Origin of the sequence: Leifsonia sp. 21MFCrub1.1, from assembly GCF_900107895.1 — a bacterium.
GTDB lineage: Bacteria > Actinomycetota > Actinomycetes > Actinomycetales > Microbacteriaceae > Leifsonia > Leifsonia soli.
In genome coordinates this window covers 2,323,759-2,350,047 of the sequence record NZ_LT629867.1, presented here as the reverse complement: position 1 = coordinate 2,350,047, position 26,289 = coordinate 2,323,759, and the positions used below count along the sequence as shown (strand labels likewise).

The 26,289-nt window shown below is 71.6% G+C and carries 26 protein-coding genes; 12 read left to right on the top strand and 14 right to left on the bottom strand.

Annotated features, from left to right (window positions below):
• Window positions 1–31: 31 nt before the first annotated feature.
• Window positions 32–2,107: an amino acid transporter gene (locus BLW09_RS11145; protein WP_231946794.1), complete on the top strand. Its 2,076-nt coding sequence runs from the start codon at window positions 32–34 to the stop codon at window positions 2,105–2,107.
• 186 nt (window positions 2,108–2,293) lie between these two features.
• On the opposite strand, the gene BLW09_RS11140 is transcribed toward BLW09_RS11145, so the two are convergent.
• The 3 genes from BLW09_RS11140 to BLW09_RS11130 are packed head-to-tail and all read right to left on the bottom strand — an operon-like array spanning window position 2,294 to window position 3,914.
• Window positions 2,294–2,560 carry a DUF6510 family protein gene (locus BLW09_RS11140; protein WP_089912426.1) on the bottom strand — a complete coding sequence of 89 codons (267 nt, stop codon included), beginning with the start codon at window positions 2,558–2,560 and terminating at the stop codon, window positions 2,294–2,296.
• On the bottom strand, window positions 2,557–3,306 hold the full coding sequence (locus tag BLW09_RS11135; protein WP_089912422.1) for an FAD-binding oxidoreductase: 750 nt from the start codon (window positions 3,304–3,306) through the stop codon (window positions 2,557–2,559). The genes BLW09_RS11140 and BLW09_RS11135 overlap by 4 nt, the downstream gene beginning before the upstream one ends.
• Before the next feature lie 14 nt (window positions 3,307–3,320).
• Window positions 3,321–3,914 carry a sulfite oxidase-like oxidoreductase gene (locus tag BLW09_RS11130; RefSeq protein ID WP_172824200.1) on the bottom strand — a complete coding sequence of 198 codons (594 nt, stop codon included), beginning with the start codon at window positions 3,912–3,914 and terminating at the stop codon, window positions 3,321–3,323.
• Between the two features lie 79 nt (window positions 3,915–3,993).
• Here BLW09_RS11130 and moaA point away from each other — a divergent pair, with 79 nt between their 5' ends.
• Window positions 3,994–5,085 (top strand): GTP 3',8-cyclase MoaA, encoded by a 1,092-nt coding sequence (gene moaA / locus BLW09_RS11125; protein ID WP_089912419.1) that lies wholly within the window; start codon window positions 3,994–3,996, stop codon window positions 5,083–5,085.
• Complete coding sequence (locus BLW09_RS11120) at window positions 5,078–5,323, top strand: MoaD/ThiS family protein (RefSeq protein ID WP_089912416.1); 246 nt, start codon at window positions 5,078–5,080, stop codon at window positions 5,321–5,323. The genes moaA and BLW09_RS11120 overlap by 8 nt, the downstream gene beginning before the upstream one ends.
• Before the next feature lie 81 nt (window positions 5,324–5,404).
• Here the strand turns inward: BLW09_RS11120 and BLW09_RS11115 are convergent, their stop codons facing one another.
• The 9 genes from BLW09_RS11115 to BLW09_RS11075 form a co-directional block, all read right to left on the bottom strand.
• Window positions 5,405–6,460, bottom strand: a complete 1,056-nt coding sequence (locus BLW09_RS11115) for a sulfate/molybdate ABC transporter ATP-binding protein (protein WP_089912413.1) — start codon at window positions 6,458–6,460, stop codon at window positions 5,405–5,407.
• On the bottom strand, window positions 6,457–7,272 hold the full coding sequence (locus BLW09_RS11110) for an ABC transporter permease (protein ID WP_089912410.1): 816 nt from the start codon (window positions 7,270–7,272) through the stop codon (window positions 6,457–6,459). The genes BLW09_RS11115 and BLW09_RS11110 overlap by 4 nt, the downstream gene beginning before the upstream one ends.
• A 19-nt stretch (window positions 7,273–7,291) precedes the next feature.
• A complete protein-coding gene (gene modA / locus BLW09_RS11105; RefSeq protein WP_089912407.1) occupies window positions 7,292–8,122 on the bottom strand; it encodes a molybdate ABC transporter substrate-binding protein in 831 nt (276 codons plus the stop codon).
• Entirely contained in the window at window positions 8,119–8,523 is a 405-nt protein-coding gene (locus tag BLW09_RS11100; protein ID WP_089912404.1) for a TOBE domain-containing protein, read from the bottom strand. Before BLW09_RS11100 ends, modA begins: the two co-directional genes overlap by 4 nt.
• Before the next feature lie 35 nt (window positions 8,524–8,558).
• Entirely contained in the window at window positions 8,559–8,972 is a 414-nt protein-coding gene (locus BLW09_RS11095) for a molybdenum cofactor biosynthesis protein MoaE (protein ID WP_089912402.1), read from the bottom strand.
• Window positions 8,969–9,991 (bottom strand): bifunctional molybdenum cofactor biosynthesis protein MoaC/MoaB, encoded by a 1,023-nt coding sequence (gene moaCB / locus BLW09_RS11090; RefSeq protein ID WP_089912399.1) that lies wholly within the window; start codon window positions 9,989–9,991, stop codon window positions 8,969–8,971. Before moaCB ends, BLW09_RS11095 begins: the two co-directional genes overlap by 4 nt.
• Window positions 9,988–11,217, bottom strand: a complete 1,230-nt coding sequence (locus BLW09_RS11085) for a molybdopterin molybdotransferase MoeA (protein WP_089912397.1) — start codon at window positions 11,215–11,217, stop codon at window positions 9,988–9,990. Before BLW09_RS11085 ends, moaCB begins: the two co-directional genes overlap by 4 nt.
• Before the next feature lie 90 nt (window positions 11,218–11,307).
• Complete coding sequence (locus BLW09_RS11080) at window positions 11,308–12,438, bottom strand: ThiF family adenylyltransferase (protein ID WP_089912394.1); 1,131 nt, start codon at window positions 12,436–12,438, stop codon at window positions 11,308–11,310.
• A gap of 42 nt (window positions 12,439–12,480) precedes the next feature.
• Window positions 12,481–14,007, bottom strand: coding sequence for a molybdopterin-dependent oxidoreductase (locus BLW09_RS11075; protein ID WP_089912392.1), 1,527 nt, complete (start codon window positions 14,005–14,007; stop codon window positions 12,481–12,483).
• Between the two features lie 72 nt (window positions 14,008–14,079).
• Between BLW09_RS11075 and BLW09_RS11070 the strand changes: the two genes are divergently transcribed.
• The 3 genes from BLW09_RS11070 (at window position 14,080) to BLW09_RS11060 (ending at window position 18,385) form a co-directional block, all read left to right on the top strand.
• Window positions 14,080–16,683, top strand: coding sequence for a DEAD/DEAH box helicase (locus tag BLW09_RS11070; protein WP_089912390.1), 2,604 nt, complete (start codon window positions 14,080–14,082; stop codon window positions 16,681–16,683).
• A gap of 158 nt (window positions 16,684–16,841) precedes the next feature.
• On the top strand, window positions 16,842–18,056 hold the full coding sequence (locus BLW09_RS11065) for an inorganic phosphate transporter (protein ID WP_089912388.1): 1,215 nt from the start codon (window positions 16,842–16,844) through the stop codon (window positions 18,054–18,056).
• Entirely contained in the window at window positions 18,053–18,385 is a 333-nt protein-coding gene (locus tag BLW09_RS11060) for a peptidase (RefSeq protein ID WP_089912386.1), read from the top strand. The genes BLW09_RS11065 and BLW09_RS11060 overlap by 4 nt, the downstream gene beginning before the upstream one ends.
• A gap of 22 nt (window positions 18,386–18,407) precedes the next feature.
• On the opposite strand, the gene BLW09_RS11055 is transcribed toward BLW09_RS11060, so the two are convergent.
• Window positions 18,408–19,685 (bottom strand): uracil-xanthine permease family protein, encoded by a 1,278-nt coding sequence (locus BLW09_RS11055; RefSeq protein WP_089912384.1) that lies wholly within the window; start codon window positions 19,683–19,685, stop codon window positions 18,408–18,410.
• A gap of 205 nt (window positions 19,686–19,890) precedes the next feature.
• Between BLW09_RS11055 and BLW09_RS11050 the strand changes: the two genes are divergently transcribed.
• The 6 genes from BLW09_RS11050 (at window position 19,891) to BLW09_RS11025 (ending at window position 25,996) form a co-directional block, all read left to right on the top strand.
• Window positions 19,891–21,246 carry an NCS2 family permease gene (locus BLW09_RS11050; RefSeq protein WP_089912380.1) on the top strand — a complete coding sequence of 452 codons (1,356 nt, stop codon included), beginning with the start codon at window positions 19,891–19,893 and terminating at the stop codon, window positions 21,244–21,246.
• A 94-nt stretch (window positions 21,247–21,340) separates the two neighbouring features.
• Window positions 21,341–21,628, top strand: coding sequence for a hypothetical protein (locus BLW09_RS11045; protein ID WP_089912375.1), 288 nt, complete (start codon window positions 21,341–21,343; stop codon window positions 21,626–21,628).
• Window positions 21,629–21,650: 22 nt separating this feature from the next.
• A complete protein-coding gene (gene trmB / locus BLW09_RS11040; protein WP_089912372.1) occupies window positions 21,651–22,334 on the top strand; it encodes a tRNA (guanosine(46)-N7)-methyltransferase TrmB in 684 nt (227 codons plus the stop codon).
• Window positions 22,335–22,386: 52 nt separating this feature from the next.
• A complete protein-coding gene (locus tag BLW09_RS11035) occupies window positions 22,387–23,769 on the top strand; it encodes an aldehyde dehydrogenase family protein (protein ID WP_089912369.1) in 1,383 nt (460 codons plus the stop codon).
• Between the two features lie 189 nt (window positions 23,770–23,958).
• Window positions 23,959–25,524 (top strand): aspartate ammonia-lyase, encoded by a 1,566-nt coding sequence (locus BLW09_RS11030; RefSeq protein WP_089912365.1) that lies wholly within the window; start codon window positions 23,959–23,961, stop codon window positions 25,522–25,524.
• A 118-nt stretch (window positions 25,525–25,642) separates the two neighbouring features.
• A complete protein-coding gene (locus BLW09_RS11025; protein WP_089912362.1) occupies window positions 25,643–25,996 on the top strand; it encodes an ABC transporter substrate-binding protein in 354 nt (117 codons plus the stop codon).
• On the opposite strand, the gene BLW09_RS11020 is transcribed toward BLW09_RS11025, so the two are convergent.
• The gene (locus BLW09_RS11020) at window positions 25,948–26,181 is read right to left on the bottom strand and encodes a hypothetical protein (protein WP_157696933.1); all 234 of its coding nucleotides are present in this window, start codon (window positions 26,179–26,181) and stop codon (window positions 25,948–25,950) included. The two genes, BLW09_RS11025 and BLW09_RS11020, sit on opposite strands and share 49 nt — an antisense overlap.
• Between the last annotated feature and the right edge of the window lie 108 nt (window positions 26,182–26,289).

The window sequence follows — 26,289 nt, the reverse complement described above, 5'->3', positions numbered from 1 at the left end:
TGACGACGAAGGCATGAGCGGAAGGACGCCGATGTCGAGCACTCCGGGCCAGCAGACCCCCAGCAGCGGGGCGACCTCGGGCGACGCGACCTCGGGCGACGGCGCCCCGGTGCCGGTCCCGCGGGTCACGCCCCGCAGCGCCGTGCCCGTCCCGGGGCAGGCCCGCCCCGTCCCGGCGCAGGCGAAGGGCGGCAGGCTCCGCCACTGGCTGCTCACCGGCCTGGTGGATGAGCGCGGCACCCAGCAGGGTCCGCACGGCCGCAACCCCGAGCGCACGCACCCGTGGTGGCAGGTCATGTGCCTCACCGGCGTCGACTACTTCTCGACCCTCGGCTACCAGCCGGCCATCGCCGCGCTCGCCGCCGGCCTCATCTCGCCGTTCGCGACCCTGGTGCTCGTCGCCCTCACCCTGCTCGGGGCGCTGCCGGTGTACCGCCGGGTGGCGCGCGAGAGCTTCAAGGGCTCCGGCTCGATCGCCATGCTGGAGCGTCTGCTGCCCTGGTGGGCCGGCAAGCTGCTGGTGCTCGTCCTGCTCGGGTTCGCGGCGACCGACTTCATGATCACGATCACGCTGTCGGCGGCGGACGCCTCCGCGCACGCGATCGAGAACCCGTACACGCCGGAGTGGTTCCACGGCAACAACGTGCTGATCACACTGTTCCTGCTCGCGCTCCTCGGCGCCGTCTTCCTCAAGGGGTTCAAGGAGGCGATCGGCATCGCGGTGGTGCTCGTCGCGGTCTACTTGGCGCTGAACGTGGTCGTGGTGACCACCTCCATCGTGGAGGTGTTCCAGCACCCCACCGCCGTCGACGACTGGTGGAGTGCGCTGTTCCGGCAGAACGGCGACCCGCTCGTCGTGGTCGGCATCGCGCTGATCGTGTTCCCGCGCCTGGCCCTCGGCCTCTCCGGCTTCGAGACCGGCGTCGCCGTCATGCCGCAGATCAAGGGCCGTCCGGACGACGACCCGGCCTACCCGAAGGGCCGCATCCGCGGCGCGGGCCGGCTGCTCACGACGGCGGCGATCATCATGAGCGTCTTCCTCATCACGTCGAGCTTCACGACGACGCTGCTCATCCCGCAGAAGGACTTCCAGCCCGGCGGCCCCGCGAACGGACGTGCGCTGGCGTACCTCGCGCACGAGTACCTCGGCAACGGGTTCGGCACGGTCTACGACATCAGCACGATCCTCATCCTGTGGTTCGCCGGAGCATCGGCCATGGCCGGTCTGCTCAACCTCGTTCCGCGCTACCTGCCCCGCTACGGGATGGCGCCGCAGTGGGCGCGCGCGGTGCGTCCGCTCGTCTTGGTGTTCACGGCCATCGCGTTCCTCATCACCCTGGTGTTCGAGGCGAGCGTGGATGCGCAGGGCGGCGCCTACGCGACGGGCGTCCTGGTGCTGATCACCTCCGCATCCCTCGCGGTGACGCTGTCGGCCCGGCGGAAGCGGCAGCACAAGCGCATGGTCGCGTTCGGCGTGATCACGGCGATCTTCGTCTACACGACGGTGGACAACATCATCGAGCGGCCGGACGGCCTGCGGATCGCGACGCTCTTCATCCTCGCGATCCTGGTCGTGTCCATCGTGTCGCGGATCGGCCGGTCGTTCCAGCTGCGCGCCACGTCCGTCACCTTCGACGTGACGGCGCTCGACTTCATCCTCGAAGACGCCGAGGAGGGCGAGATCCGCATCATCTCGCACGAGCCGGACGTCGACACGGACAAGGAGTACGCGCAGAAGAACAAGGACGAGCGGAAGTTCAGCCACATCCCGCAGCGGTCGCGCACCATCTTCCTGGAAGTGCTGCCGTCGGACTCCTCCGACTTCGAGGAGGACCTGGAGGTGCAGGGTGTCGTCAAGCACGGCTACCGGGTGCTGCAGGTGCGCAGCGGCAACGTGCCGAACACGATCGCTGCCGTGCTGCTCGAGATGCGCGACATCACCGGGGTGGTGCCGGCGATCTACTTCGAGTGGACGGAGGGCAACCCGATCTCGAACATGTTCCGCTACCTGATCACCGGCGTCGGCGAGGTCGCCCCGGTGACCCGCGAGGTGCTGCGGGAGGCCGAGAAGGACGTCAAGCGCCGGCCGCTCGTCCACGTGTCCTGAGCCCGCGATTCGTCACGAACGGCGACCATTCGTCACGAATGGTCGCCGTTCGTGACGAATCGCGGGCTCAGGACACGTGCGCCCGAGCTAGCGACTCGTCACGAACGGCGGTCATTCGTCACGAATGGTCGCCATTCGTGGAGAATGGCGGCGGGTGGGGGCGAGAGAGGGAGAGCGGGAGCGCGGCTACTCGACCGCGAACTCCAGCCAGGCCAGGCCCCGCAGGTCGAGGCAGAGCCGTCCGGCGCGCTCCGCGGCGACCGCGAGCACGTCGCCGCAGACAGAACAGCGGACGACCAGCCCGTGCTCGTCCAGGTAGACGCGGCCACGGGCGACGACCGACTCGTCGCCGCAGTTGCCGCAGCAGCCGACCGCGGTGGTGACGTCGGCCGCGAAGACCTCCGACAACATCCCGGCCGCGGCGTTCCCGTCGAGGAAGTCCTGTTCCGTCATGGCGTGCCTCCGATGCCGCCGTAGCGCTCGGTGCGGATGCGCGCCGCCTCGTGACCCGCGTCGACGAGCCAGCCCGAGACCGCCTCGACGAACGGCGTGGAGCCGCAGATGAAGAAGGTGGGGGAGTCGGAGGCCGGGAGGGTGCGCTGCATCAGGCCTTCGGCGGTCAAGCGGGCGGGCGCGGGTGCGCCCTCCGGTGCCTGCCGCGTGTAGACGTAGTCGAGCTGGAGGGGCGCCGCGGTGTCGGCGGCCAGCGCTGCGAGCTCGTCCGGGTAGTACCCGGAGGCGGGGGAGCGCAGCGAGTAGAGCATCCGGAACGGGGCAGTGCTTCCGGCGGCCGCGTGCGCCCGCGCCATCGACATGAGCGGGACGACGCCGGAGCCGCCCGCGATCAGCTGCACGGGGGAGGTGTCGCCGTCGCGCCAGACGAACCAGCCGCCGACCGGACCGCGCACCTCCAGCTGGTCGCCGTCGGCGAGCCCGCGCACCAGGTAGGGGGAGACCTCGCCGTCGGCGAGCTCCTCCACGGTCAGCTCCAGCTCGTCGTCCGGAAGCTCACGCGGTTCGAGCGCTCCCCGTCCACCGCCGGAGGCGATCGAGTACGACCGCACCGCCTGGTATCCGTCGGGCGCCGTCAACCGGATGTCGACGTGCTGTCCCGCGAGGTGGCCGTGCAATCCGGGGATGCGCAGCCGGATGGTGCGGGCCGTCGGGGTCTCCATCCGCGTGGCGACGACGTCGGCCACCCGCCATACGCTGCTCACCAGTAGCGCTGTTCCTTCCAGGGGTCGCCGTGCATGTTGTAGCCGTTCTGCTCCCAGAAGCCGGGCTGGTCCTGCGGGAGCATCTGCAGCCCGTTGACCCACTTGGCGCTCTTCCAGAAGTACAGGTGCGGAACGAGCAGCCGGGCCGGACCGCCGTGCTCGGGGTCGAGGTCCTTGCCGTCGAAGCTGTGCGCGACCCACGCCTTGCCGCCGAGCAGGTCGGCCAGCGGCACGTTGGTCGTGTAGCCGCCGTAGCTGTGCGCCATCGTGTACTCGAACGAGGTGTCGACATCGGCGAACAGCGTGTCGAGGGCGACGCCCCGCCAGGAGGTGCCGAGCTTCGACCAGCTGGTCACGCAGTGGATGTCGGTGCTCACGTCCTCCTGCGGGAGCGCGAGGAACTCGTCCCAGCTCCAGCGGTGAACCTGGCCCTTCTCGGTGGTGATGGTGAACGCCCAGTCATCCTTGGCGATGCGGGGCGTCGGCCCGGCCGAGAGCACCGGGAAGCCCTCGGTCAGGTACTGACCGGGTGGCAGGCGGGGGTCGTCGGACCTGCGACGGCCCAGAAAGCCGGAGGAGATGATTCCCATGGGGGCAGCTTATTGCCGTGCGTGCCTCCGGGTCTACGACGGGCTCGGTGTTGCCGGGCGGGCGGTCTAGGGTGAAGTCATGACCGCCGTCAACCTGGGGCTCCCGCTGAGCGCGCAGCGCCAGGCCGCGCCGCCGACGGTCCCCGACACCGCGGGGCGGCCCGAGCATCCCGGCCTCCTCGACCGGTTCGGGCGTGTCGCCCGCGATCTGCGCGTCTCGGTGACCGAGAAGTGCTCGCTGCGCTGCACGTACTGCATGCCGGCGGAAGGTCTGCCCGCGATCCCGCGCGACGACCTGCTCAGCGCGACCGAGATCGCACGGCTGGTCGGCATCGGGGTCCGCGACCTGGGCGTTCGAGAGGTGCGGTTCACCGGCGGGGAGCCGCTGATGCGCGCCGACCTCGCCGAGATCATCGGCCGCTCGGCGGCGGTCGCCCCCGGGGTGGACCTGTCGATCACGACCAACGGCATCGGGCTGGACCACCGCATCCGGTCGCTGGTCGACGCCGGACTCACGCGCGTCAACGTCTCGCTCGACACCGTCGACCGCGAGCACTTCGCCCGCCTCACCCGGCGCGACCGGCTTCCGGCGGTGCTCGCGGGCATCCACGCCGCGCACGCGGCGGGACTCACTCCGCTGAAGCTCAACGCCGTGATGATGCGCGACACGCTCGACGATGCGGCCGACCTCCTCGCCTGGGCGCTGGAGAACGAGTGCCGGCTGCGGTTCATCGAGCAGATGCCGCTCGACGCGGACCGGTCATGGCTTCGCGAGAACATGGTGTCGGCCGAGGAGCTGCTCTCGGTGCTCGGCGAGCGCTTCACCCTCATCGAGGCGGGTCGCGACGACCCGCACGCCCCCGCCGAGGAGTGGCTCGTCGACGGCTGGGCGGTGGATGGGCTCCCCGCCACGGTCGGGATCATCGCGTCGGTGACGCGCTCCTTCTGCTCGGCCTGCGACCGCACCAGGATCACCGCGGAGGGCACCGTCCGCTCGTGCCTGTTCGGAGACGACGAGACCGACCTCCGCGGACTGCTCCGCGGCGGTGCCGACGACGCCGAGATCGCCCGGTGGTGGCGAGCGGCGATGTGGGGCAAGCAGGCCGGTCACGGGATGGACGCGGCCGGGTTCGCCCCGCCGGTGCGGAGCATGGGGGCGATCGGTGGCTGAGGTGCTCGTGCGCTACTTCGCCGCGGCCGAGGAGGCCGCCGGTCGACCGGAGGAGCGCGTCGAGGTCGCGGATGCGACGGTCGGAGGGCTGCAGGCCGAGCTCGTCGCCCGTTACGGCGAGCCGATGGAGCGCGTCGTGCGCTCCGGCTCGTTCCTGGTCGGCGGGGTCGTCTCGCGCGACCCGTCCCGCGAGCTCACGGCCACCGTCGACGTCCTCCCCCCGTTCGCCGGCGGCTGACCCCCTCCCACCGTCGAGTCCGCGATCTTTGCACGGTTTCGGGCGCCCGAGCGTGCAAAGATCGCGGACTCGACGGTGGGGTCAGGCGGGGTAGACGGTCACGGCGGAGGGCGGGACGTCGAGGGTCACGCGGTCGCCGATGCGCAGGCGGAGGTCGGCCACGTCGGCGGGCGGCACCAGCGCGTCGAGGCGGTCGGTGCGGACCCGGACGAGGTCGGCCTGCGGCTCGAGGCCGGTGACGATCGCGGGGATGCGGTCGGGGCGGTCCGCCTCCGTGAGGCGGGTCGACCCTGCGCCGGCCAGCACGCGAACGGCGGACGGGCGCACCGCCGCCAGCGCCGGAGCACTCACCGGAACGGCCGCGACGGCGGTGGCGCGCAGCCGCATCCCGTCGCCCGTCTCGATGCCCTCGGCCGTCCGGGCGCCCGTCAGCAGCGTCAGCCCGGAGAGCTCGGCGGTGAAGGGATGCCGTGGCCGCTCGAGCACCTGCCGCATCGGTCCCTGCTCCACCACGCGGCCCGCGTGCATGACCGCGACGCGGTCGGCGAGGAGGTAGGCGTCCAGCGCGTCGTGGGTGACGAGGACCGTCGTGCGTCCGGCCAGCACGCCGGCCAGCGTTCCCCTGAGTTCGGCGGCGACCCCCACATCCAGCGCCGACAGCGGCTCGTCGAGCAGCAGCAGCCGGGGCTCAGCGGCGAGCGCCCGCGCGACGGCGACCCGCTGCGCCTGGCCCCCGGAGAGCTCGGAAGGGCGCCGGTCGGCGAACTCCGCGGTGGCCGTCCTCCGCATCCACTCGTCCGCCCGGTCCGCCGCCTCGGCGCGGGAGGCGCCCGCCGACCGCGGCCCGAAGGCCACGTTCTCGCGGACGCTGAGGTGCGGGAAGAGCAGCGCGTCCTGCGCGAGCAGCGCGACGCCGCGGAGGTGCGGCGGCCGCCAGTCTCCCGGGAGGTCGAACAGGGTCTCGTCGCCGAGCGTCGCCCGGCCGTCGTCGGCGCGGAGCAGGCCGGCCAGCATGCCGAGCACCGTCGACTTCCCCGCGCCGTTGGGGCCGAGGAGAGCGAGGGTCTCGCCGTCGGCGACGGAGAGCTCGACCGCGACGTCCCGTGCCGCGAGGGATGCGGCCAGCCGGAGGCTCATGCCGTCCGCTGCCGGGCGTCGGCGCCGGTGCCCGCCCGGCGCGGGCGGAGGCCCTCGCCGGCCCCGTGGGCGACGGCCACGACGGCGATCGCGACGGCCAACAGGACGAGCGAGAGCGCGACGGCCGCATCCGGATCGGTCTCGCGCTGCAGGTAGATCTCCAGCGGCAGCGTCCTGGTCACCCCCTGCAGGCTGCCGGCGAAGGTCAGGGTCGCGCCGAACTCGCCGAGCGCCCGCGCGAACGAGAGGATCGACCCGGAGACGATCGCCGGCAGCACCAGCGGCAGCGTCACCCGGAACAGGACGGTGGACGGCCGGGCGCCGAGCGTCGCCGCCACCGCCTCGTAGCGCTCGCCGGCCGAGCGCAGTGCGCCCTCCAGGCTCAGCACGAGGAAGGGGAGCGCGACGAACGTCTGCGCGATCACCACGGCGGGCGTCGAGAAGGCGACAGCGATGGCGCCGCCGAGCAGGCCGCGGCGGCCGTACAGCGCGAGCAGCGCCAGGCCGCCGACGACCGGCGGCAGCACGAGCGGCAGCAGGACGACGGCGCGCACGACGCGGCGCCCGGCGAACGGCACCCGGGCGAGCACGACCGCTATCGGGACGCCGAGCACCAGGCAGCCGGCCGTGGCCAGCAGCGAGGTCCGCAGGCTGAGGAGCAGCGCATCCACCGACGACGGCGACGTGATGAGCGGGAGGAAGTGCGCCCAGTCGACGCGCGCAGCCATCGCGACCAGCGGGAGGACGATGAACAGGCCGCCGAGGGCGGCGACCACCACGATCCACCGCGGAACGCCCAGGCGCGTGCTCATCGCGTCGGCACCGCCGCGGTCACGGTGCGCCGAATCCGGCGGCGGAGAGCACCCGGCGCCCCTCGGGTCCGGTGACGAAGGCGACGAACGCCTTCGCCCCCGGGGCGTTCGGTGCGTGCGCCACCGCGGTGATCGGGTAGACGTTGACCGTCTTCGCCGCCTCCGGGAACGGTACGGACCCCACGGCCGAGCCTGCGCCCTTCACGTCGGTGGCGTAGACGATCCCGGCGTCCGCCTCTCCCGAGGTCACCTTGCCGAGGACGTCCGTCACCGAGGACTCCTGGCTCACCGGCGTCAGGGTCACGCCGGCCGATGCCTCGACCCTCGCGGTGGCGGCGCCGCACGGCACCTGGGGCGCGCAGACCACCGTCTTGACGCCGGGGGAGGCGAGGTCGGCGAAGCCGGTGATGTGAGCCGGATTGCCGCGCGGCACGGCGATGGCGAGCACGTTCGTGGCGAAGTCGGCGGGGGAGCCGCTGACGACCTGCGCATCCACCGCCTTGGCCATGTTCGCCTCGTCGGCCGAGGCGAACACGTCCGCCGGGGCGCCCGCGGCCAGCTGCGAGACCAGGTCGGAGGAGCCGGCGAACGAGAAGGTCACGGTCGTTCCGGGATGCGCCGCCTCGAACCGTCTGCCGAGCTCGGTGAACGTCTTCGTGAGCGAGGCGGCGGCGAAGACCGTCACGGTGCCGGTCACGTCCGCGGACGAAGGCGTGGAGGACGGGAGGGATGCGGCCGGGCCGCTGCAGCCGGAGAGTGTTAGGGCGCCGGTGGCCAGGACGGCGGCGGTCACCGCCGTCACGCGGGCGCGGCAGGCGCGACGCCCGGAGCGGGGCGGGCGCGCCGTCATCGGGCGACCGCCGGAGCCTCGACGATGACGTTCGTCGCCTTGATGACGGCCACCGCGACCGATCCGGGTTCGAGGCCCAGCTCGCGCACCGCTTCGCTGCTGATGAGCGAGACGACCCGGTGCGGGCCGCACTGCAGCTCGACCTGGGCCATCACGCGGTCCATCACGATGTCGGTGACGAGCCCGACGAAGCGGTTGCGCGCCGACCCCGCGACGCCCGACGGGTCGCCCGGCAGCACGGCGTTCTGCTTGGCGAGCTGCGCGAGCTCCAGGCCGTCGACGACCGTGCGGCCCGACTCGTCCTTCGCGCTTCCGAGCACGCCTCCGTCGATCCAGCGGCGCACGGTGTCGTCGCTCACACCGAGGTAGAGCGCGGCGTCTTTGATCCGAATCTGCGGCATGGATCTCATCCTATGACCGCAGATGCGGAAGCGGGCTACAGGCCGACCCACTCCGAATCGCCGTCGGTGAAGTGCTGACGCTTCCAGATGGGCACGCGGGCCTTGATGATCTCGACCAGTTCGGCGCAGGCGGCGAAGGCCTCGGCCCGGTGCGGGGCGGCGACCGCGGCGATCAGCGCGAGGTCGCCGATGGTGAGCGACCCGACGCGATGCTGCGCGGCGACCCGCAGTCCCGTGGTCCGCGCGACCTCCTCGCAGCACTCGCGGAGGAACGTCTCCGCCTCGGGATGCGCGCGGTAATCGAGCGAGACGACGCCCTTCCCGCCGTCGTGGTCGCGCACGATGCCCTGGAACGACACGACGGCACCGGCGTCGGAACGCCACACGAACTCCTCGACGGTCGAGGGGTCGAGGGGGTCGCCCGTGACGGCGGCCAGGATGTCGCTCATCCGTGATCCCCTCCCCGCAGCTGGTCGAGCAGGTGAGGAAGCAGGTCGTCCAGCACCGCGAGCCCGTCGGAGACGCCGCCGCGCGAGCCGGGCAGGTTGACGACGAGCGTTGACCCCGCGACGCCGACGACCCCGCGGCTGAGCGCGGCGAGCGGCGTGGCGGCCGCTCCGCGCGCGCGGAGCGCCTCGGCGACGCCGGGCAGCTGCCGGTCGAGCAGGGCCGCGGTCGCCTCCGGCGTCCGGTCGGTGGGGGAGACCCCGGTTCCGCCCGTCGTGATGACCACGCGCGGGCGCTCGGCGACCGCTTGGCGCAGGGCCGCATCCACGTCGGCGTCCGCGACGACGCGCACGTCGGCGGGCAGCCGGCGCTCGGCCAGCCAGGCGGAGATCGCCGGCCCGGTCGTGTCCTCGGAGACCCCGGCCGCGGCCCGGGTGGAGGCGACGAGCACGATGGCCGGTGCGGTGGCGGCGGGTGCAGCGGCGGCCGGTGCAGTGGCGGCCGGTGCGGTGGATGCGGGAGCGCCCGGTGCGTCCGCCTCCTCGCCGTCGCGCCTCCACTCGCCGCGCTTTCCGCCGCTCTTGGCGACCAGCCGGATGTCGGTGAGGGTGGCGGCCGGATCCACCGCCTTCACCATGTCGTGCAGGGTGAGTCCGGCGACCGCGACGGCCGTGAGCGCCTCCATCTCGACGCCCGTCCGCCCGCGCGTCCGGGTGACGACCTCGATGTCGATCGCTCCTGCCTCCGGGTCGAGCTCGAAGTCGACCCGGACGCTGTTCAGCGGCAGGGGGTGGCAGAGCGGGATGAGCTCGCTCGTGCGCTTCGCGCCGCCGATGCCCGCGATGCGCGCGGTGGCCAGCACATCCGCCTTGGGGAGGTCGTCGGCGGCCACCAGACGGATGACCTCCGGCGTCGTCAGGAACCGGCCGCGGGCCACCGCCTCACGGTCCGTCTCCGGCTTGCCGCCGACATCGACCATGCGGGCGCGGCCGTCGGAATCGAGGTGGGTGAGCTGCGTCATAGTGTCCAGACTGTCACGGCCGCGCCGGCGTCGAGCGCGTCGGCCTCGGCGGGCACATCGATGAGCACGTCGGCGCGGGCCATGCCGGCGACCAGGTGCGAGGACGGCCCGGAGACCGGCGACACCGCCCCCGAGGGGTCGAGACTGCCGCGGAGGAACTGCCGCTTTCCCGGCACCGACCGCAGGCCGTCGGCGAGCGTGGCCTCGACCGGGGGGACCGCGGGCAGTCCCGCCGCCGCGCGCAGCGGGTCGCGCAGGAACACGACGAACGACACCTGGGTGCTGACCGGGTTGCCCGGGAAGGCGAAGACCGGGACACCGCCGACGACGGCCGTCGCCTGCGGGGCGCCGGGCTGCATGGCCACGGTGGTGACGTCGGCGCCGTGGGGGAGCAGCACCTCGCGGACGACCTCGTACGCTCCGCGCGAGATCCCGCCGGAGGTGATGACGAGGTCGCTGCGGTGGATGGCGTCCTCGAGGATGCGCTCGAACGCGGCAGGGTCGTCGTCGCTGCTGGCGCGCACCGACACGACGGCGCCCGCCTCCTCGACCAGGGCGGCGAGGGCGATGCCGTTCGCGTCGAACACCTGGCCGAACTCCGGGGTGCCGGACCCGACGAGCTCTGTGCCGGTCGTGAGCACCGCCACGCGGAGCCGTGCCCGCACGCGGACGTTCGCGATTCCCGCTGCGGCGAGCGCCGCGAGGTGCCGCGGGCCGAGCCGCGTGCCGGCCGGGACGAGCACATCCCCGCGGCGCACATCGCTGCCGCGTTCGCGGACGTACTCGCCGACGGCGCGCGACCGGCGGATCTCGACGATCGCCCCGGCCAGATCGTCGTCGCGGCCGAGCACCAGCTCCGTGTCCTCCACCGGCACGATGGTGTCGGCTCCGGACGGGACGGGCGCTCCCGTCATGATGCGCAGCGCGGTCCCGGCGATCAACGTCATGGGGCTGGTGTGCCCGGCCGGGATGTCGCCGGACACCTCGAGCGCGACGGGGACCGACCGGATGTCGGCCGCGCGCACCGCGTACCCGTCCATCTGGGAGTTGCGGAACAGCGGGAGGTCGACCTCCGATCGCACCTCGTCTGCTGTCACGCGGCCGAGGGCGGCCTCGAGCGGGACGGTCTCGGCGGCCGGCTCTTCGGAGAGCGGCGCGAGCATCCGCGCGATGAGGCCGGCGTGGTCGTCGACGCTGCGCGGGTTCGCGGAGGGGTCGCGTGTCATGCGTTCAGTATCCCCCGTCCGTCCGCCGCGGATTCGTGCCGAATGTGCGGTCAGGGTCGCCCTTTCCGCACATTCGTGCCGAATCGCGGGTCAGTAGCGCGGCATCCCGGGGTCGACGTCGCGCGCCCACGCGTCGATGCCGCCGGCGAGCACCAGCCCCGGCATCCCGGCCTCGGCGAGCAGCCGACGCGCGGTCTCTGCACGGATGCCGTGGTGGCAGACGATGACCAGGGGACCGTCGGGCAGGCGTCCCGCCACGCCGGCCGGGTCGCGCTCGACCACGCCGAGCGGCACCAGCAGCGAGCCGGGCAGCTCGACGATGTCGGCCTCCCATGGCTCCCGTACGTCGAGCAGCGTGTGCGGCTCGCCCGCCCCCAGCCGCGCGTGCAGCTCGGCGGGCGACATCGTGTCGGTCACACCGCAGAACAGGTCGTAGTCGATCAGCTCCGTGATCGGGGCGGCCTGCGGGTCGCGCTCGTAGGCGAGCTCGCGGAACGTCCCGCGCAGGCCGTCGTGGATGACGACCCGGCCGAGCAGCGGCTCACCCGTCCCTGTGGCCAGTTTGATCGCCTCGCTGACCATCAGCCCGCCGATGACACCGCACACCGACGGAAGCGCACCCGCCTCGGCGCAACTGGCGACGCTGCCCGGCGCGGGCGGCACCGGGAAGAGGTCGCGGTAGGTCGGCCCGTGCGCCGCCCAGCTGAGGCCCGCCTGGCCGCCGGTCTGGTGCACGGCGCCCCACACGACGGGGATGCCGGCGAGCGTCGCCGCGTCGTCCACCAGATACCGGGTCGGGAAGTTGTCGCTGCCGTCGAGCACCAGGTCGAAACCGGCGAGGATGCCGGGGGCGTTCTGCGAGGTCAGCCGCTCGGCGTAGAGGCGCAGCTCCACCTCGTCGTCCAGCGCGCGCACGGCGTCGGCTGCGGAGTCCACCTTGGGCCGCCCGACGTCGCCGGGCGTGTGGATGGCCTGCCGCGGCAGGTTGCTCGGCTCCACCCGGTCGTCGTCGACGATCCCGATCGTTCCGAAGCCCGCCGAGGCGAGCAGGGGGAGCACCGCGGAGCCGAGACCCCCCGCGCCGACGACGAGCACGCGCGTGGCTCGGAGCCGGCGCTGGGCGACCGGCCCGAAGCCGGGCAGCTGCGCGGTGCGGGCGTAGCGGGCGGTCCGCTCGGGGGACAGCTCTGGGCCGGGTTCGACCAGGGGCGGGAGGGCCATGACCTCAGCCAATCACATCCCGGGCCGGCGTGGTCTCCGCTGTCACACCACGGTGACGCGCACGGTGTGCAACCCCGTCGCGCCGTCGGGGACGACGTCCCGCACGGCCGCCGTCTGCACCTTCCCGTTCGCGTCCGTCGCCCGCACCCGGAGGGTGTGAGCGCCGGGCGTCGCCTCCCACGCGAAGCGCCACTGCCGCCACGTGTCGGCGGAGATCGCGTCGGCGAGGGTCGCCTGCTGCCAGGGGCCGTCGTCCACCTTCACCTGCACAGCGCTGACGCCGACGTGCTGCGACCACGCCACCCCGGCGACCGCGACGGTCCCGGCCTTCACCTGCCGGCCCGCGGCGGGCACGTCGATCCGCGACGACAGCTTCACCGGCCCGCGCTCCGACCAGCCGCGCTCCGTCCAGTAGGCGGTGTGCCGGTCGAACCGGGTGACCTCGAGCGACACGACCCACTTCGTGGCCGACACGTAGCCGTACAGGCCCGGCACCACCATCCGCACGGGGTAGCCGTGCTCCAGGGGCAGCGGGCGGCCGTTCATCCCGACGGCGAGGATGGCGTTGCGCTCGTCGGTCAGCGCCTCGATCGGGGTGCTCGCGGTCCAGCCGTCCTGGCTGGTCGACAGCACCATGTCGGCGTCGGCCGACGGCTTCGCGCGGGCGAGCAGGTGCCGGATCGGGTAGCCGAGCCAGGTCGCGTTGCCGATCAGGTCGCCGCCGACCTCGTTGGAGACGCAGGTGAGCGTCGTCGTCGACTCCTCCAGCGGCAGTGCGAGGAGCTGGGCGAACGTCAGTTCGACCTCGTCCTCGACCATCCCGGTGATCCGCAGCTTCCAGTCGTCCGGCTGGATGCCGGGGATCTGCAGCGCGGTGTCGATCCGGTAGAAGTCGGCGTTCGGCGTGATGATCGGGGAGAGCCCCGGGATGTCGAACGACGCCCCCGGCGGGACGGGCGGGGCCGTCCGCGCCGGAGCGGGCAGCCGGATCGCGGCCCGCGTGGCGGAGGCCGCCCGGAAACCGCCGGCGATGACCTGGCCGGCGATCAGCGCCACCGCCCCGCCCGCGGCGGTCGCGGCGGTCGAGCCGACGAACCGGCGGCGCGTGACCCGCCCGTCCGGCGCGACGCGGGTCGGCTCGGTGTCGCGCAGCATCCGGATCAGCCATCCGAGAAGCAGGATGGCGACCCCGGCCGCGAGCACCGACGGCAGCGCGTCCACGACGCTGTTTCCGGACCGCGTGACCGCTGCCAGCACGCCGACAGAGCCGCCGACCCCGATCAGGATGCGCCCCAGCGGCGGCCGCACGCGCTCCAGCCAGCCCGCGAAGCCTGCGCCGGCCACGACGACGACCGCCAGCGACACGATGAGGAACGCCTTGTCGCCGGTGCCGAACAGCCCGATGACGCCTTCCTTCAGCCAGGCGGGCGCCAGGTCGATGAGGAGCGCTCCGACCGTGAGGACCGGGCTGCCGTTCTGCACGACGACGGCGCTCACCAGCTCGGCGGCGCCGACGCCCGCGACGACGCTCGCGACACCGGCCCCGGCGGGCCGCCAGAAGTCGGACATGGAGTAAACCTAAGACCGCCGCCTGAGCGCGCGCCACGTGTGCGCGCCACGACGTGGGAGGCTGGGGGCATCATGTCCGATGCCTCGCCGTCCTCCTCCGCACGCCAGAGCCCCCGGCGACTCCGCCTCGAGGACATCCCCGGGTGGGCGGGGCCGGGCTCCGTCACCGAGGACGCCGTGTACGACACGTTCGTCGCCTGGGTGGAGGAGAGCGGCATCCGGCTGTACCCGGCCCAGGACGAGTCGGTGATCGAGGTCGTGGGCGGCGCCAACCTCATCCTGAGCACACCCACAGGCACCGGCAAGTCGCTGGTGGCCGTCGGCGCCCACTTCGCCGCCCTCGCCCGCGGCGAGCGCACCTACTACACCGCGCCGATCAAGGCGCTGGTCTCGGAGAAATTCTTCGCGCTCGCCGACATCTTCGGCGCGGAGAACGTCGGCATGACGACCGGCGACTCCGCGGTGAACCCGGATGCGCCCATCGTCTGCGCGACGGCGGAGATCCTGGCGAACCTCGCGCTCCGCCACGGGGACGAGACGCCGGTGGGGCAGGTCGTCATGGATGAGTTCCACTTCTACTCGGACCCCGACCGCGGCTGGGCCTGGCAGGTTCCGCTGCTGACCCTCCCGCACACGCAGTTCGTGCTGATGTCGGCCACCCTCGGCGACGTCACCGCTTTGGCCGACGACCTCGAGCGTCGCACCGGCCGCGCCACCGCGACCGTGACGGGCGTCGAGCGGCCCGTGCCACTGCACTACTACTACGAGGTCACGCCCGTCCACGAGACGATCGAGGACCTGCTGAGCACCGGTCAGGCTCCTGTCTACGTCGTGCACTTCTCGCAGCTCGCGGCGCTCGAACGCGCGCAGTCGCTCTCCAGCGCGAAGATCGCGACGCGGGAGCAGCGGGATGCGATCGCCGCGCTGATCGGCGAGTTCCGCTTCACGACGAGCTTCGGCAAGACGCTGTCACGCCTGCTGCGGCAGGGGATCGGGGTGCACCACGCGGGAATGCTGCCCAAGTACCGCCGGCTGGTCGAGCAGCTCGCCCAGCGGGGGATGCTGCGGGTCATCTGCGGGACGGACACGCTCGGCGTCGGCATCAACGTGCCCATCCGCACCGTGCTCCTCACGGCGCTCACGAAGTTCGACGGCACGCGGATGCGCCAGCTCAACGCCCGCGAGTTCCACCAGATCGCCGGGCGGGCGGGCCGCGCCGGGTACGACACGGCCGGCACCGTGGTCGCTCAGGCGCCCGAGCACGAGTCCGAGAACCTCAAGGCGCTGGAGAAGGCCGGCGACGACCCGAAGAAGCGCCGCAAGATCGTGCGCAAGAAGGCGCCGGAGGGCTTCGTCTCGTGGGGGGAGCCGTCGTTCCGGCGCCTGATCGAGGCGGAGCCGGAGACGCTGACCTCCTCCATGCAGATCACCAGCGCCATGCTGATCAACGTCATCGGCCGCGGCGGCGACGTCTACGGGCACGTGCGAGCACTGGTCTTCGACAACCACGAGCCGTGGAAGCGACAGCTGGCCCTGGCGCGGCGCGCGATCGAGCTCTACCGCTCGCTGCTGACCGCTGGCGTCGTCGAGGCGGTCAGGACCGCCGACGGCGTGGAGATCCGGCTCACCGTCGACCTGCAGCCCAATTTCGCCCTCAACCAGCCGCTCTCGCCGTTCGCACTCGCCGCGTTCGAGCTGTTCGACCGGGAGTCGCCCTCGTACGCGCTCGACATCGTCTCCGTGGTGGAGGCGACGCTCGACGATCCCCGGCCGGTGCTCTCCGCCCAGCAGTTCCAGGCGCGCGGGGAGGCCGTCGCCGCCATGAAGGCCGACGGCGTGGAGTACGAGGAGCGGATGGAGGCGCTGGAGGAGGTGACGCATCCCAAGCCCCACGACGTGCTGCTGCACGAGGCGTTCGCGACCTACGCGTCGAGCCAGCCCTGGGTCGCCGACTTTGCGCTCAGCCCCAAGTCGGTGGTGCGCGACCTCTACGAACGGGCGATGACGTTCGGCGAGTTCATCGCGTTCTACAAGCTCGCCCGGTCGGAGGGCGTCGTGCTCCGCTACCTCTCCGACGCCTACCGCGCGCTCAACCAGACCGTCCCGCTCGAGGCCCGCACCGAGGACCTGCGCGACATCGTCGAGTGGCTGGGCGAGCTGGTGCGCCAGGTCGACTCCAGCCTCCTGGACGAGTGGGAGGAGCTGGTGCACCCGGATGCCGCGAAGCACGCCGCCGAATCGGCCGAGCTGGCGCCTCCCGCCCCGCGGAACGTCACCACCAACCGCCGCGCGTTCTTCGTGCTGGTGCGCAACGAGCTGTTCCGCCGCATCCAGCTCGCCGCCCTCGATCGCGTGCCCGACCTCGGCGCGCTGGAGGTGGAGGCGGCCGCCCTCGCCGGCGGCGCTCCGCCGTTCACCGAGGCTCAGTGGGATGCGGCGCTCGAGGCCTACTACGCGGAGCACGACGAGATCCTCACCGATGCCTCCGCACGCTCGGCTCAGATGATCCTGGTCGACGAGAAGCCCGAGGGAGCCGACGGGATCTGGCGGGTCCGCCAGATCATCGCCGACCCCGAGGGCGACCACGACTGGGGCATCACCGCGGACGTCCCGCTCGAGGACTCCGCGCGCGAGGGCGTCGCGGTGATCCGGGTCACGGGAGTCGGGCGGTTCTAGCCCCGGGCACGGGGCCGCGGCGGGTTTGACCTGGCCCAGGCGTCATGTGAGTATCGTCACGGTGTCGAAACGCGCCAGGTCCCTTGCATGAACCTCCGATGAACGTTCGCGTCTGATCGTTCGCGTCGGGGGAGGCATCCCACACGAGAAAGAGAACGGTGGACCTCACCCTCATCGTCGTGCTGGTCATCGCGCTGGCGCTCTTCTTCGACTTCACGAACGGCTTCCACGACACGGCCAACGCGATGGCGACCCCCATCGCCACCGGCGCCATGCGGCCGAAGGTCGCCGTGGCCCTCGCCGCCGTGCTGAACCTCATCGGAGCATTCCTCTCGACGGAGGTCGCCAAGACCATCTCCGGCGGCATCATCAAGGAGGGCGACGGCGGTGTGCAGATCACCCCGGTGCTCATCTTCGCCGGGCTCGTCGGGGCGATCGTCTGGAACATGGTGACCTGGCTGTACGGCCTCCCGTCGTCGTCCAGCCACGCGCTGTTCGGCGGCCTGATCGGCGCAGCGATCGTCGGCGCCGGACTGCAATCGGTCGACTTCGTGGTGGTGCTCGACAAGGTCATCCTGCCCGCGATCATCGCCCCGTTCACGGCCGGTGTCGTCGCGTGGAGCGCCACCAGGCTGGCGTACTGGATCACCCGGCGCTACGACGGCCGGCCGGACGGTCGCGGCGGCTTCCGCTACGGGCAGATCTTCTCCTCCTCGCTCGTCGCCCTCTCGCACGGCACGAACGACGCGCAGAAGACCATGGGCGTGATCACCCTGACGCTCATCTCCGCCGGCCTCCAGCCGACCGGTTCCGGCCCGGAGATCTGGGTCGTCATCGCCTGTGCGCTCGCCATCGCGATCGGCACGTACTCGGGCGGATGGCGCATCATCCGCACCCTCGGCCGCGGGCTCACCGAGGTGAAGCCGGCGCAGGGATTCGCTGCGGAGACGAGCACGGCGGCCACCATCCTGGCCTCCAGCCACCTGGGCTTCGCGCTCTCGACCACGCAGGTCGCCTCCGGATCGGTGATCGGGTCCGGCCTCGGCCGCCGGGGATCGTCGGTGCGCTGGGGGACGGCGGGGCGGATCGCCATCGGCTGGCTGCTCACGCTGCCCTCCGCCGCGATCGTCGGCGCCGCGGCCGGGCTGCTCGCCAACCTCGGCCCCGTCGGCGTCGTCATCGACACCGTGGTCGGCACGGCGGTCGTCGTCTACATCTTCTGGCGCGCACGGCGCAACCGGGTGAGCAGCGAGAACGCCGTCAAGCCGCTGCCCGTGCAGGGCAAGAGCGAGGTCGCGGCGTCCGGCAAGGTCGTCAAGATCGAGAAGGTCAAGCCGCTCAAGAGGGATCGGCGCAGGAGGGAATCCGCATGATCGACTGGGCCTCCTTCGTCATCGTCTTCGGCGCCGCCCTCGTCGGCTCGTGCCTCGTCGTGGCGCTGTACGCGCTCGGGACCCGGCTGCTGGCCGCCGCGGGCCGCGCCCTGTTCGTCGAGCCGGTCGAGTTCACCGACGCGATCACGGTCCTCACCCCGGAGCGCGCTGCGAAGCTGCAGCGCAAGGCCGAGAAGGCCCAGAGGAAGAACCCGCTGAGCACCGGGCAGAAGCGGCTGGCGCTCACCGGCGCGTACGCGTGCTTCACCGGCTGCGGGCTGGCCGTCCTCTACGGGCTGTACCTGATCATCCCGTTCTTCCACCAGTAGGAGCGCCCGCCGGCGCCCTCTCTCAGTCCGTCCCGCGCAGCCGCGCGATCGAGGCCATCACGTGGTAGACGACGATCGCGGCGATGGCGCCGAGCGCGATCCCGTTGAAGGTCAGCTGGCCGAGGTTGAGGGTGAAGTCGCCGACGCCGATGATGAGCGCCGTCGCCGCCGTGAACTGGTTGACCGGCTTCGAGAAGTCGACCTTGTTGTCCAGCCAGATCTTGACGCCGATGATGCCGATGAGGCCGTACAGCGCCGTGGTGACGCCGCCGAGCACGCCGGCGGGGATGGTGTTGATCACGGCGCCGACCTTGGGGGAGAGGCCGAGGAGGACCGCCACGATGCCGGCGACCCAGTAGGCGGCGGTCGAGTAGACGCGCGTCGCGGCCATCACGCCGATGTTCTCGCCGTAGGTCGTCGTCCCCGAACCGCCGAAGAAGCCGGCGATCGTCGTGGCGACGCCGTCCGCGAAGAGCGCACGGCCGGTGAGGCGGTTGACCGACGGGTCCGTCAACTGCGCGACGCCCCGGATGTGCCCGACGTTCTCCGCGATCAGCACGAGCACGACCGGGAGGAACGCGGGGAGGATGCCCCAGGTCGCGGCGGGGGACGTGAACGGGTTGGCGGGCAGCGTGAACTGCGGGAAGCCGATCCAGGCCGCCTTCGCCACAGCGTCGAAGTTCACCTCGCCGACGATGACGGCGAATACGTACCCGACGGCGACGCCGAGGAAGATCGAGAGCCGCCCGAGCATCCCGCGGAACAGGACGGTGCACAGGATGACAGCGGCCAGCGTCACGAGGGCCGTGACGGGCGCCTGCATGAAGTTGTTCTTGGCCGCGGGCGCCAGGTTGAAGCCGATGAGGGCGACGATGGCGCCGGCGACCACCGGCGGCATGAGCCCGTCGATCCACCGCGTCCCCGTCGCCACGACGATGAGGCCGACGATCGCGAGCAGTACACCGGTGACGACGATCCCGAACAGCGCCGATGGCATCCCGTCGGCCTTGGTCGCCGCCACGATCGGCACGATGAACGCGAACGACGAGCCCAGGTAGCTGGGCAGGCGGTTGCCCGTGATGACCAGGAAGAGCAGCGTGCCGACGCCCGAGAACAGCAGCGTCGTCGCCGGAGGGAAGCCCGTCAGCAGCGGCACCAGGAACGTCGCGCCGAACATGGCGACGACGTGCTGGGCGCCGAGCCCGATCGTGCGCGGCCAGGTCAGTCGTTCGCCGGGGAGCACGATCTCGTGCGCGCCCACCTTCTTGCCGTCACCGTGCAGCGTCCAGGGCAGTGCCATGCGTGTCCTTCAGAGGTCTCGAGTCGGAATAGGCTTGGTGCTGCGCATTCGCGCACTACTCGACGAACCTGAGTCTTCGCCGGGCCACCGCCCACCGATCCTACGGGAGTCCACCATTTCCGCATCGACCAGCGCGCCCACCTCCACGGGGCGCTTCGACCGCTTCTTCGAGATCAGCGCCCGCGGCACGACGTGGGGCACGGAGGTGCGCGGCGGCGTCCTCACCTTCGTGACCATGGCGTACATCGTCATCCTGAACCCGCTCATCCTGGGCGGGACGAAGGATGTGGTGGGCCACACCCTGGGGACCTCCCAGGTGGCCGCCGTCACGGCGCTCAGTGCCGGCGTGATGACCGTGCTGTTCGGTCTGGTCGCACGTCTGCCGTTCGCCTTCGCGGCCGGCCTGGGCATCAACTCGTTCCTCGCCGTGAACGTGGTCAAGATCCTCACCTGGCAGGAGGCGATGGGCCTCGTCGTCATCAACGGCGTGATCATCGTGCTGCTGTCGGCGACCGGTCTGCGGAAGCTCATCTTCAACGCCGTCCCCGCCCAGCTGAAGACCGCGATCACGGTCGGCATCGGCCTCTTCATCGCCTTCATCGGCTTCGTGGACAGCGGCTTCGTGCGCACCACGACGCTCTCGTCGCCGCCCGTCCAGCTCGGTGAGGCCGGATCCATCGCGACCCTCCCGACCATCACCTTCCTCATCGCGCTGATCATCATGGGCGTGCTGATGGCCCGCAAGGTGAAGGGCGCGCTGCTCATCGGGATCGTCGCGGCCACCGTGGTCGCGATCATCGCGGAGGCCATCTGGCACGTCGGCCCGTCGATGGGCAAGAACCCGGCCGGCTGGAACCTGACCGTCCCGCAGCTGCCGACCTCGCTCGTGTCGCTGCCCGACCTCAGCCTCGTCGGCCAGGTGGACCTGTTCGGCGCGTTCGGCCGCATCGGCGCCCTCGCCGCGATCATGCTCATCTTCACCCTCGTCTTCACGAACTTCTTCGACGCCATGGGCTCGATGACCGGACTGGCGCGCAGCGCGGGTCTCGCGAACGAGGACGGCACCTTCCCGCGCCTGCAGCCCGCGCTCATCGTGGAGGGTGTCGGCGCGATTGTCGGAGGCGGCACCTCGTCGTCGTCCAACACGGTGTTCGTCGAGTCGGCCTCCGGTATCGGCGAGGGAGCGAAGACCGGCTTCGCCAGCGTCATCACCGGTGCGCTGTTCCTGCTCGCGATGTTCTTCACCCCGCTGACCCAGGTGGTCCCGCTGGAGGTGGCCGCTGCGGCCCTGGTGGTCGTCGGCGCCCTGATGGTGGTGCAGATCAAGCACATCGACTTCACCGAGTTCTCGGTGGTCCTGCCGGTGTTCCTGACGATCATCATCATGCCGCTGACCTACTCGATCGCGAACGGGATCGGCGTCGGATTCATCAGCTGGGTGCTCATCCGCTCGCTCGCCGGGAAGGCGCGCGAGATCAGCCCCCTGCTCTGGATCGTCGCCGCCGGCTTCCTGATCTACTTCGCGCGCGGCCCGATCGAGGGACTCCTCGGGCAGGTCTGACCTCCCGAATCCTCAGGAGGGGGAGGGACGCCTCAGGGGGGAATCGGGGGTTACCCCGATACCGTGGCGCGAGACGGATCGCTTGGATGGACTCATGACCACCACCACTCCGTACCAGACCGCTGCTCCCGTCCGCACCCTCAGCATCACGAGCTTCGTCCTCGGGCTCGCCTCGATCGTGTTCGGCTGGACCTTCGTCGCACCCGTCGCCGGCCTCGTCGTCGGGATCCTGGCGCTGGGCCGCGAGCCGCTGGGCAAGACGTTCGCGGTGTGGGGCATCGTGCTCAACGCCGTGATGCTGGCCGGCGTCGCATTCTTCGCCCTCCTGGCCCTCGTCGGGATGGGGATCGGCGCCATCGCCCTGCCGTTCGCCTGGCTCTGAGCCGATCGGGGACAATGGGGGGATGGAACCATCCCCCCTCGTCCGCCCGCGCAGCTTCGTGGTGCGCGGGCGCAAGACCGAAGCCCAGACGCGCGCGATCGAGGAGCTGTGGCCGAGCTTCGGCGTCGACTTCGACGGCTCGCCGCTCGACCTCGACGCGATCTTCGGGCGGACGGCGCCCCGGGTCGTCGAGATCGGCTTCGGCAACGGCGAGAACCTGCTGACCCTGGCGGAGCGCCACCCGGACCGCGACTTCCTCGGCATCGAGGTGCACGGCGCCGGCATCGGCCGTGTGCTCGGCGCGATCCGCGATCGTGGGCTGGCGAACATCCGCATCGTGCGGCACGACGCGGTCGAGGTGTTCGAGCGCGGACTGCCCGGCGGCTCGGTGGATGAGATCCTCGTCTTCTTCCCCGACCCCTGGCCCAAGGCCCGTCACCACCGGCGCAGACTCATCCAGCCGGAGGTCGCCCGGCTCCTCGTCCGGGCGCTCGCGCCGGCGGGCGTGCTGCGGCTGGCGACCGACTGGGAGCCGTACGCCGAGCACATGATCGAGGTGCTCGACGCCGAGCCGGGACTCGTGAACCTGGCTGGCGCTGCGCACTTCGTGCCGCGTCCGGACGACCGTCCCGTCACGAAGTTCGAGCGGCGGGGCGAGCGCCTCGGCCACGCCATCTTCGACCTGGCCTACCGTCCGGCCCGCTGATCGCGGCCCGCTGATGCCGGCTCCGGGAGCACGGGGTTCGTAGGATGGGCGCATGACGCATGCGCGCACGGTCGACGAGCTCCGGTCCGCTTTCGAACGAGGGGTCACCAAGCCGCTCGCGTGGCGTCTCGGCCAGGTGCGGGCCCTGCGGCGCATGCTCACCGAGCGCGCGGCGGAGTTCGAGGACGCGCTGCTCTCCGACCTGGCGAAGAACCCCACGGAGTCGCAGATCGCCGAGCTGGGGTTCGTCGTCGGCGAGATCGACCACACGCTCGCGCACCTGCGGCGCTGGCTGCGGCCGAAGCGGGTGCGGGTTCCCGGCGCCCTCCTTCCGGCGCGCGCATCCACGGTGCTCGAACCGGTGGGCGTGGTGCTCGTCATCGCACCGTGGAACTACCCCGTGCAGCTGCTGCTCGCGCCGCTGGTCGGTGCCCTCGCGGCCGGCAACGCCGTCGTGCTCAAGCCGAGCGAGCTCGCCCCCGCCACCTCCGCGGCGATGGCCCGGCTCATCCCGCAGTACCTGGATGCGCGCGCGGTCGCCGTCGTCGAGGGCGGTGTCGAGGACACCACCGATCTGCTCGCGCAGCGCTGGGACCACATCTTCTACACCGGCAACGGCCGCGTCGGCCGCATCGTCGCCGCGGCGGCGGTCGAGAACCTCACGCCGGTGACGCTGGAGCTCGGCGGCAAGTCGCCCGTCTACGTGGATGACACCGTCGACATCGCCGCCGCCGCGCAGCGCATCGCGTGGGGCAAGTTCATGAACGCGGGCCAGACCTGCGTCGCGCCCGACTACGTGCTCGCCGAACGCTCCATCGTGCCGCGTCTCACCGAGGCCCTGCGCGAGGCGGTCCGTGACCTCTACGGCGACGATCCCGCGCAGAGCCCGGACTACGGCCGCATCGTCAACGATCGCCAGTTCGAGCGGCTGGCCGGGATGCTCGGCTCCGGCACCACCGCGGTGGGCGGCGATCATGACGCCGCGTCGCGCTACCTCGCGCCGACCGTGCTCACCGACGTCGGCCCGGAGTCTCCCGCGATGGCGGAGGAGATCTTCGGACCCATCCTGCCGATCCTGCCCGTCGACGGGCTCGACGACGCCATCCGCGTCATCCGTGCGGGGGACAAGCCCCTCGCCCTGTACGTCTTCACCACCAGCGCGACGACCCGGCGGCGCATCCTGACCGAGACGAGCTCCGGCGCGGTCGGCTTCAACGTCCCGGCCGCGCACCTCGCCGTCGCCGGGCTGCCCTTCGGCGGGGTCGGCGAGAGCGGCGCGGGCGCGTACCACGGCGAGCGGTCGCTGCGGACGTTCAGCCACGAGAAGGCGGTGCTCAGCAAGCCGCTCAGCCCCGACACCCTCCGGCTGATCTACCCGCCGTACACCGAGGCGAAGGACCGCTTCGCCCGGGGTCTGCTGCGCAAACTGGGCTGAACCGGAGGCGATCGGGAGCCATGGACACCGTGTCGAAGGAGGGGGGAGATGGGGGACAGATCGTCCACCGGGCCCGATGTGCCCGGGGGTAGGCTCGGCACTGCCGGAGGCCACGAACGTCCGGCGCCAGAGAGTCATGCCAACGCACAACGAGAGGCAACGGTGCCAACCGTGAACCCGACAGCAACCATGGACGAGTCCAAGACATCCCCCATCCCCGTCGTGACCCCGTCCGGACCCGCGATCGTCGACGCGTCCGAGAACGTCTCCGACGTCCCCACCCCCAGCGCGGACGGACGGCCGACCCGCATCGAGACCGACTCCCTGGGGAGCCGGGAGATCCCGGCCGACGCCTACTGGGGAATCCACACCTCCCGCGCCCTGGAGAACTTCCCGATCGCGAAGCGCCCGATCTCCGTCTACCCGGACCTCATCGTCGCCCTGGCCAGCGTGAAGCAGGCCGCCGCGCGCGCCAACGCCGAGATCGGCGTGCTGGATGCGCACACGGCCGAGCTGATCGACCGCGCCTGCCAGCTCATCATCGACGGCCGTTACCACGACCAGTTCGTCGTCGGCGTCATGCAAGGAGGCGCGGGCACCTCCACGAACATGAACGCCAACGAGGTGATCGCGAACATCGCCCTCGAGCTCGACGGGCACGAGAAGGGCGACTACTCGCACCTGCACCCGATCGACGACGTCAACCGCAGCCAGAGCACGAACGACACCTACCCGACCGCGATCAAGATCGGGCTCACCTTCGCCCTCGGGCACCTGCTCGACGAGCTCGCCCTGCTGCGCGACTCCTTCGCGGCGAAGGCGGCCGAGTTCCGCAACATCCTCAAGGTCGGCCGGACGCAGCTGCAGGACGCCGTTCCGATGACGCTCGGGCAGGAGTTCCACGGCTTCGCCACCACCCTGACCGAGGACCACGCCCGCCTCACCGAGACCAAGTGGCTGCTGGCCGAGATCAACCTCGGCGCGACCGCGATCGGCACCGGCATCACCGCGGATCCGGGGTACGCAGCGGCCGCCGTCCGCCACCTCAACGCCATCACCGGCCTGAATCTCGAGACCGCCCCCGACCTCATCGAGTCGACCAGCGACGCCGGCGCGTTCATGTCGTTCTCCGGCTCCCTCAAGCGCAGCGCGATCAAGCTGTCCAAGATCTGCAACGACCTCCGGCTGCTCTCCTCCGGACCCCAGGCGGGTCTCGGCGAGATCAACCTGCCGCCGCGGCAGGCCGGCTCCAGCATCATGCCGGGCAAGGTCAACCCGGTCATCCCGGAGGTCGTCAACCAGGTGGCCTTCTCGGTCGCAGGCGCGGATGTGACGGTCACGATGGCGGCGGAGGGCGGCCAGCTCCAGCTCAACGCCTTCGAACCCGTCATCGCGCACTCGCTGCTGCAGAGCATCACGTGGATGGCCCAGGCGTTCCGCACGCTCCGCATCAACTGCGTCGACGGCATCACCGCCAACGAGGAGCGCCTCGGCGCCATGGTCGGATCGTCCGTCGGCGTCATCACGGCGCTCACGCCGCACATCGGCTACGCCGCGTCGGCCGCCCTCGCCAAGTCGGCGCTGCTCACCGGCCGCAACGTCGCCGACCTCGTCGTCGAGGCGAAGCTGATGAGCCGCGAGGAGGTCACCCGGCTGCTGTCGCCGGCCCGCCTGAGCGGACTCGAGGTCGTCACGACGGCCATCCCGGTGATCCAGGCGGACGCCATCCGCGAGGCGCGCTCCGATACGGAGTGACCTCGGGTTCGCCTCGCCCGTCATCGTTCTCAGACCCGTTCGTCTACTCCTATGGACGGATGTCCGGCTTCCCCGTGTTACAGCGGGTTCGGGCCGGCTCCGCCGGAGGGAGAGACGGATGCCGCAGGACGAAGGACGGATCGTGGACCGCTTCCTGCGGTCCCTCGAGCGGGCGCCGGGCGTGCGCGTCGTGGATGCCGACGGGCTGGTGCTGCAGGTGACGGCCCCCGACGGCCGCATCGTGGAGGTGCGGGTGGAGGAGGAGGCGCTGCTGGCCAACGCCCGCGAAGTCGCGGCCGACAGCACGCTTCACGGCCTCGCGGGCTCCGACACGCTCGACCGGTCGTTCACGTTGTTGTTCCTGCACCTGCAGACGGCGGTCACCGACAGCTCCCGTCAACCGGCCCGGCTTCGGTGCACGGCTCAGGGTGTGGTCCCGGACGATGGGCGCATCGGCATGCTTCCCGCGTAGCGGTAGCCGGCCCGCGCAGGCCAGCCGGACGCGTCACTGAGCAGGAAGACATCGACGACCCGGCCACCCTGCGCGTCCACCGCTGCGACGCGCACATGGGGCGGCGGCGCCGCGTGGTCGGTGACCGGGAGGCTGACCTCCTTCACGACGCCGTCGTGGAACAGCTCGGCACGGAATTCGGTCACGTCGTCCATCCTCCGCACGGTACGGGGGCCGGATGCGCGCCGAAAGACAGCCGGGAGTAGAGCGAAAGGTGCTGTCTAGGCTCATCGACTGCCGACTGCGAGGGTGAT

What these genes read in the sequence shown, in the direction of transcription:
- BLW09_RS11100 (WP_089912404.1), bottom strand. Translation starts at nt 8,523, where the DNA reads ATGCCGCAGATTCGGATCAAAGACGCCGCGCTCTACCTCGGTGTGAGC.
- BLW09_RS11045 (WP_089912375.1), top strand. Translation starts at nt 21,341, where the DNA reads ATGACCACCACCACTCCGTACCAGACCGCTGCTCCCGTCCGCACCCTC.
- trmB (WP_089912372.1), top strand. Translation starts at nt 21,651, where the DNA reads ATGGAACCATCCCCCCTCGTCCGCCCGCGCAGCTTCGTGGTGCGCGGG.
- BLW09_RS11055 (WP_089912384.1), bottom strand. Translation starts at nt 19,685, where the DNA reads ATGGCACTGCCCTGGACGCTGCACGGTGACGGCAAGAAGGTGGGCGCG.
- BLW09_RS11025 (WP_089912362.1), top strand. Translation starts at nt 25,643, where the DNA reads ATGCCGCAGGACGAAGGACGGATCGTGGACCGCTTCCTGCGGTCCCTC.
- BLW09_RS11075 (WP_089912392.1), bottom strand. Translation starts at nt 14,007, where the DNA reads ATGTCCGACTTCTGGCGGCCCGCCGGGGCCGGTGTCGCGAGCGTCGTC.
- BLW09_RS11095 (WP_089912402.1), bottom strand. Translation starts at nt 8,972, where the DNA reads ATGAGCGACATCCTGGCCGCCGTCACGGGCGACCCCCTCGACCCCTCG.
- BLW09_RS11080 (WP_089912394.1), bottom strand. Translation starts at nt 12,438, where the DNA reads ATGGCCCTCCCGCCCCTGGTCGAACCCGGCCCAGAGCTGTCCCCCGAG.
- moaCB (WP_089912399.1), bottom strand. Translation starts at nt 9,991, where the DNA reads ATGACGCAGCTCACCCACCTCGATTCCGACGGCCGCGCCCGCATGGTC.
- BLW09_RS11030 (WP_089912365.1), top strand. Translation starts at nt 23,959, where the DNA reads ATGGACGAGTCCAAGACATCCCCCATCCCCGTCGTGACCCCGTCCGGA.
- BLW09_RS11085 (WP_089912397.1), bottom strand. Translation starts at nt 11,217, where the DNA reads ATGACACGCGACCCCTCCGCGAACCCGCGCAGCGTCGACGACCACGCC.
- modA (WP_089912407.1), bottom strand. Translation starts at nt 8,122, where the DNA reads ATGACGGCGCGCCCGCCCCGCTCCGGGCGTCGCGCCTGCCGCGCCCGC.
- BLW09_RS11145 (WP_231946794.1), top strand. Translation starts at nt 32, where the DNA reads ATGTCGAGCACTCCGGGCCAGCAGACCCCCAGCAGCGGGGCGACCTCG.
- moaA (WP_089912419.1), top strand. Translation starts at nt 3,994, where the DNA reads ATGACCGCCGTCAACCTGGGGCTCCCGCTGAGCGCGCAGCGCCAGGCC.
- BLW09_RS11115 (WP_089912413.1), bottom strand. Translation starts at nt 6,460, where the DNA reads ATGAGCCTCCGGCTGGCCGCATCCCTCGCGGCACGGGACGTCGCGGTC.
- BLW09_RS11110 (WP_089912410.1), bottom strand. Translation starts at nt 7,272, where the DNA reads ATGAGCACGCGCCTGGGCGTTCCGCGGTGGATCGTGGTGGTCGCCGCC.
- BLW09_RS11140 (WP_089912426.1), bottom strand. Translation starts at nt 2,560, where the DNA reads ATGACGGAACAGGACTTCCTCGACGGGAACGCCGCGGCCGGGATGTTG.
- BLW09_RS11070 (WP_089912390.1), top strand. Translation starts at nt 14,080, where the DNA reads ATGTCCGATGCCTCGCCGTCCTCCTCCGCACGCCAGAGCCCCCGGCGA.
- BLW09_RS11060 (WP_089912386.1), top strand. Translation starts at nt 18,053, where the DNA reads ATGATCGACTGGGCCTCCTTCGTCATCGTCTTCGGCGCCGCCCTCGTC.
- BLW09_RS11130 (WP_172824200.1), bottom strand. Translation starts at nt 3,914, where the DNA reads ATGGGAATCATCTCCTCCGGCTTTCTGGGCCGTCGCAGGTCCGACGAC.
- BLW09_RS11035 (WP_089912369.1), top strand. Translation starts at nt 22,387, where the DNA reads ATGACGCATGCGCGCACGGTCGACGAGCTCCGGTCCGCTTTCGAACGA.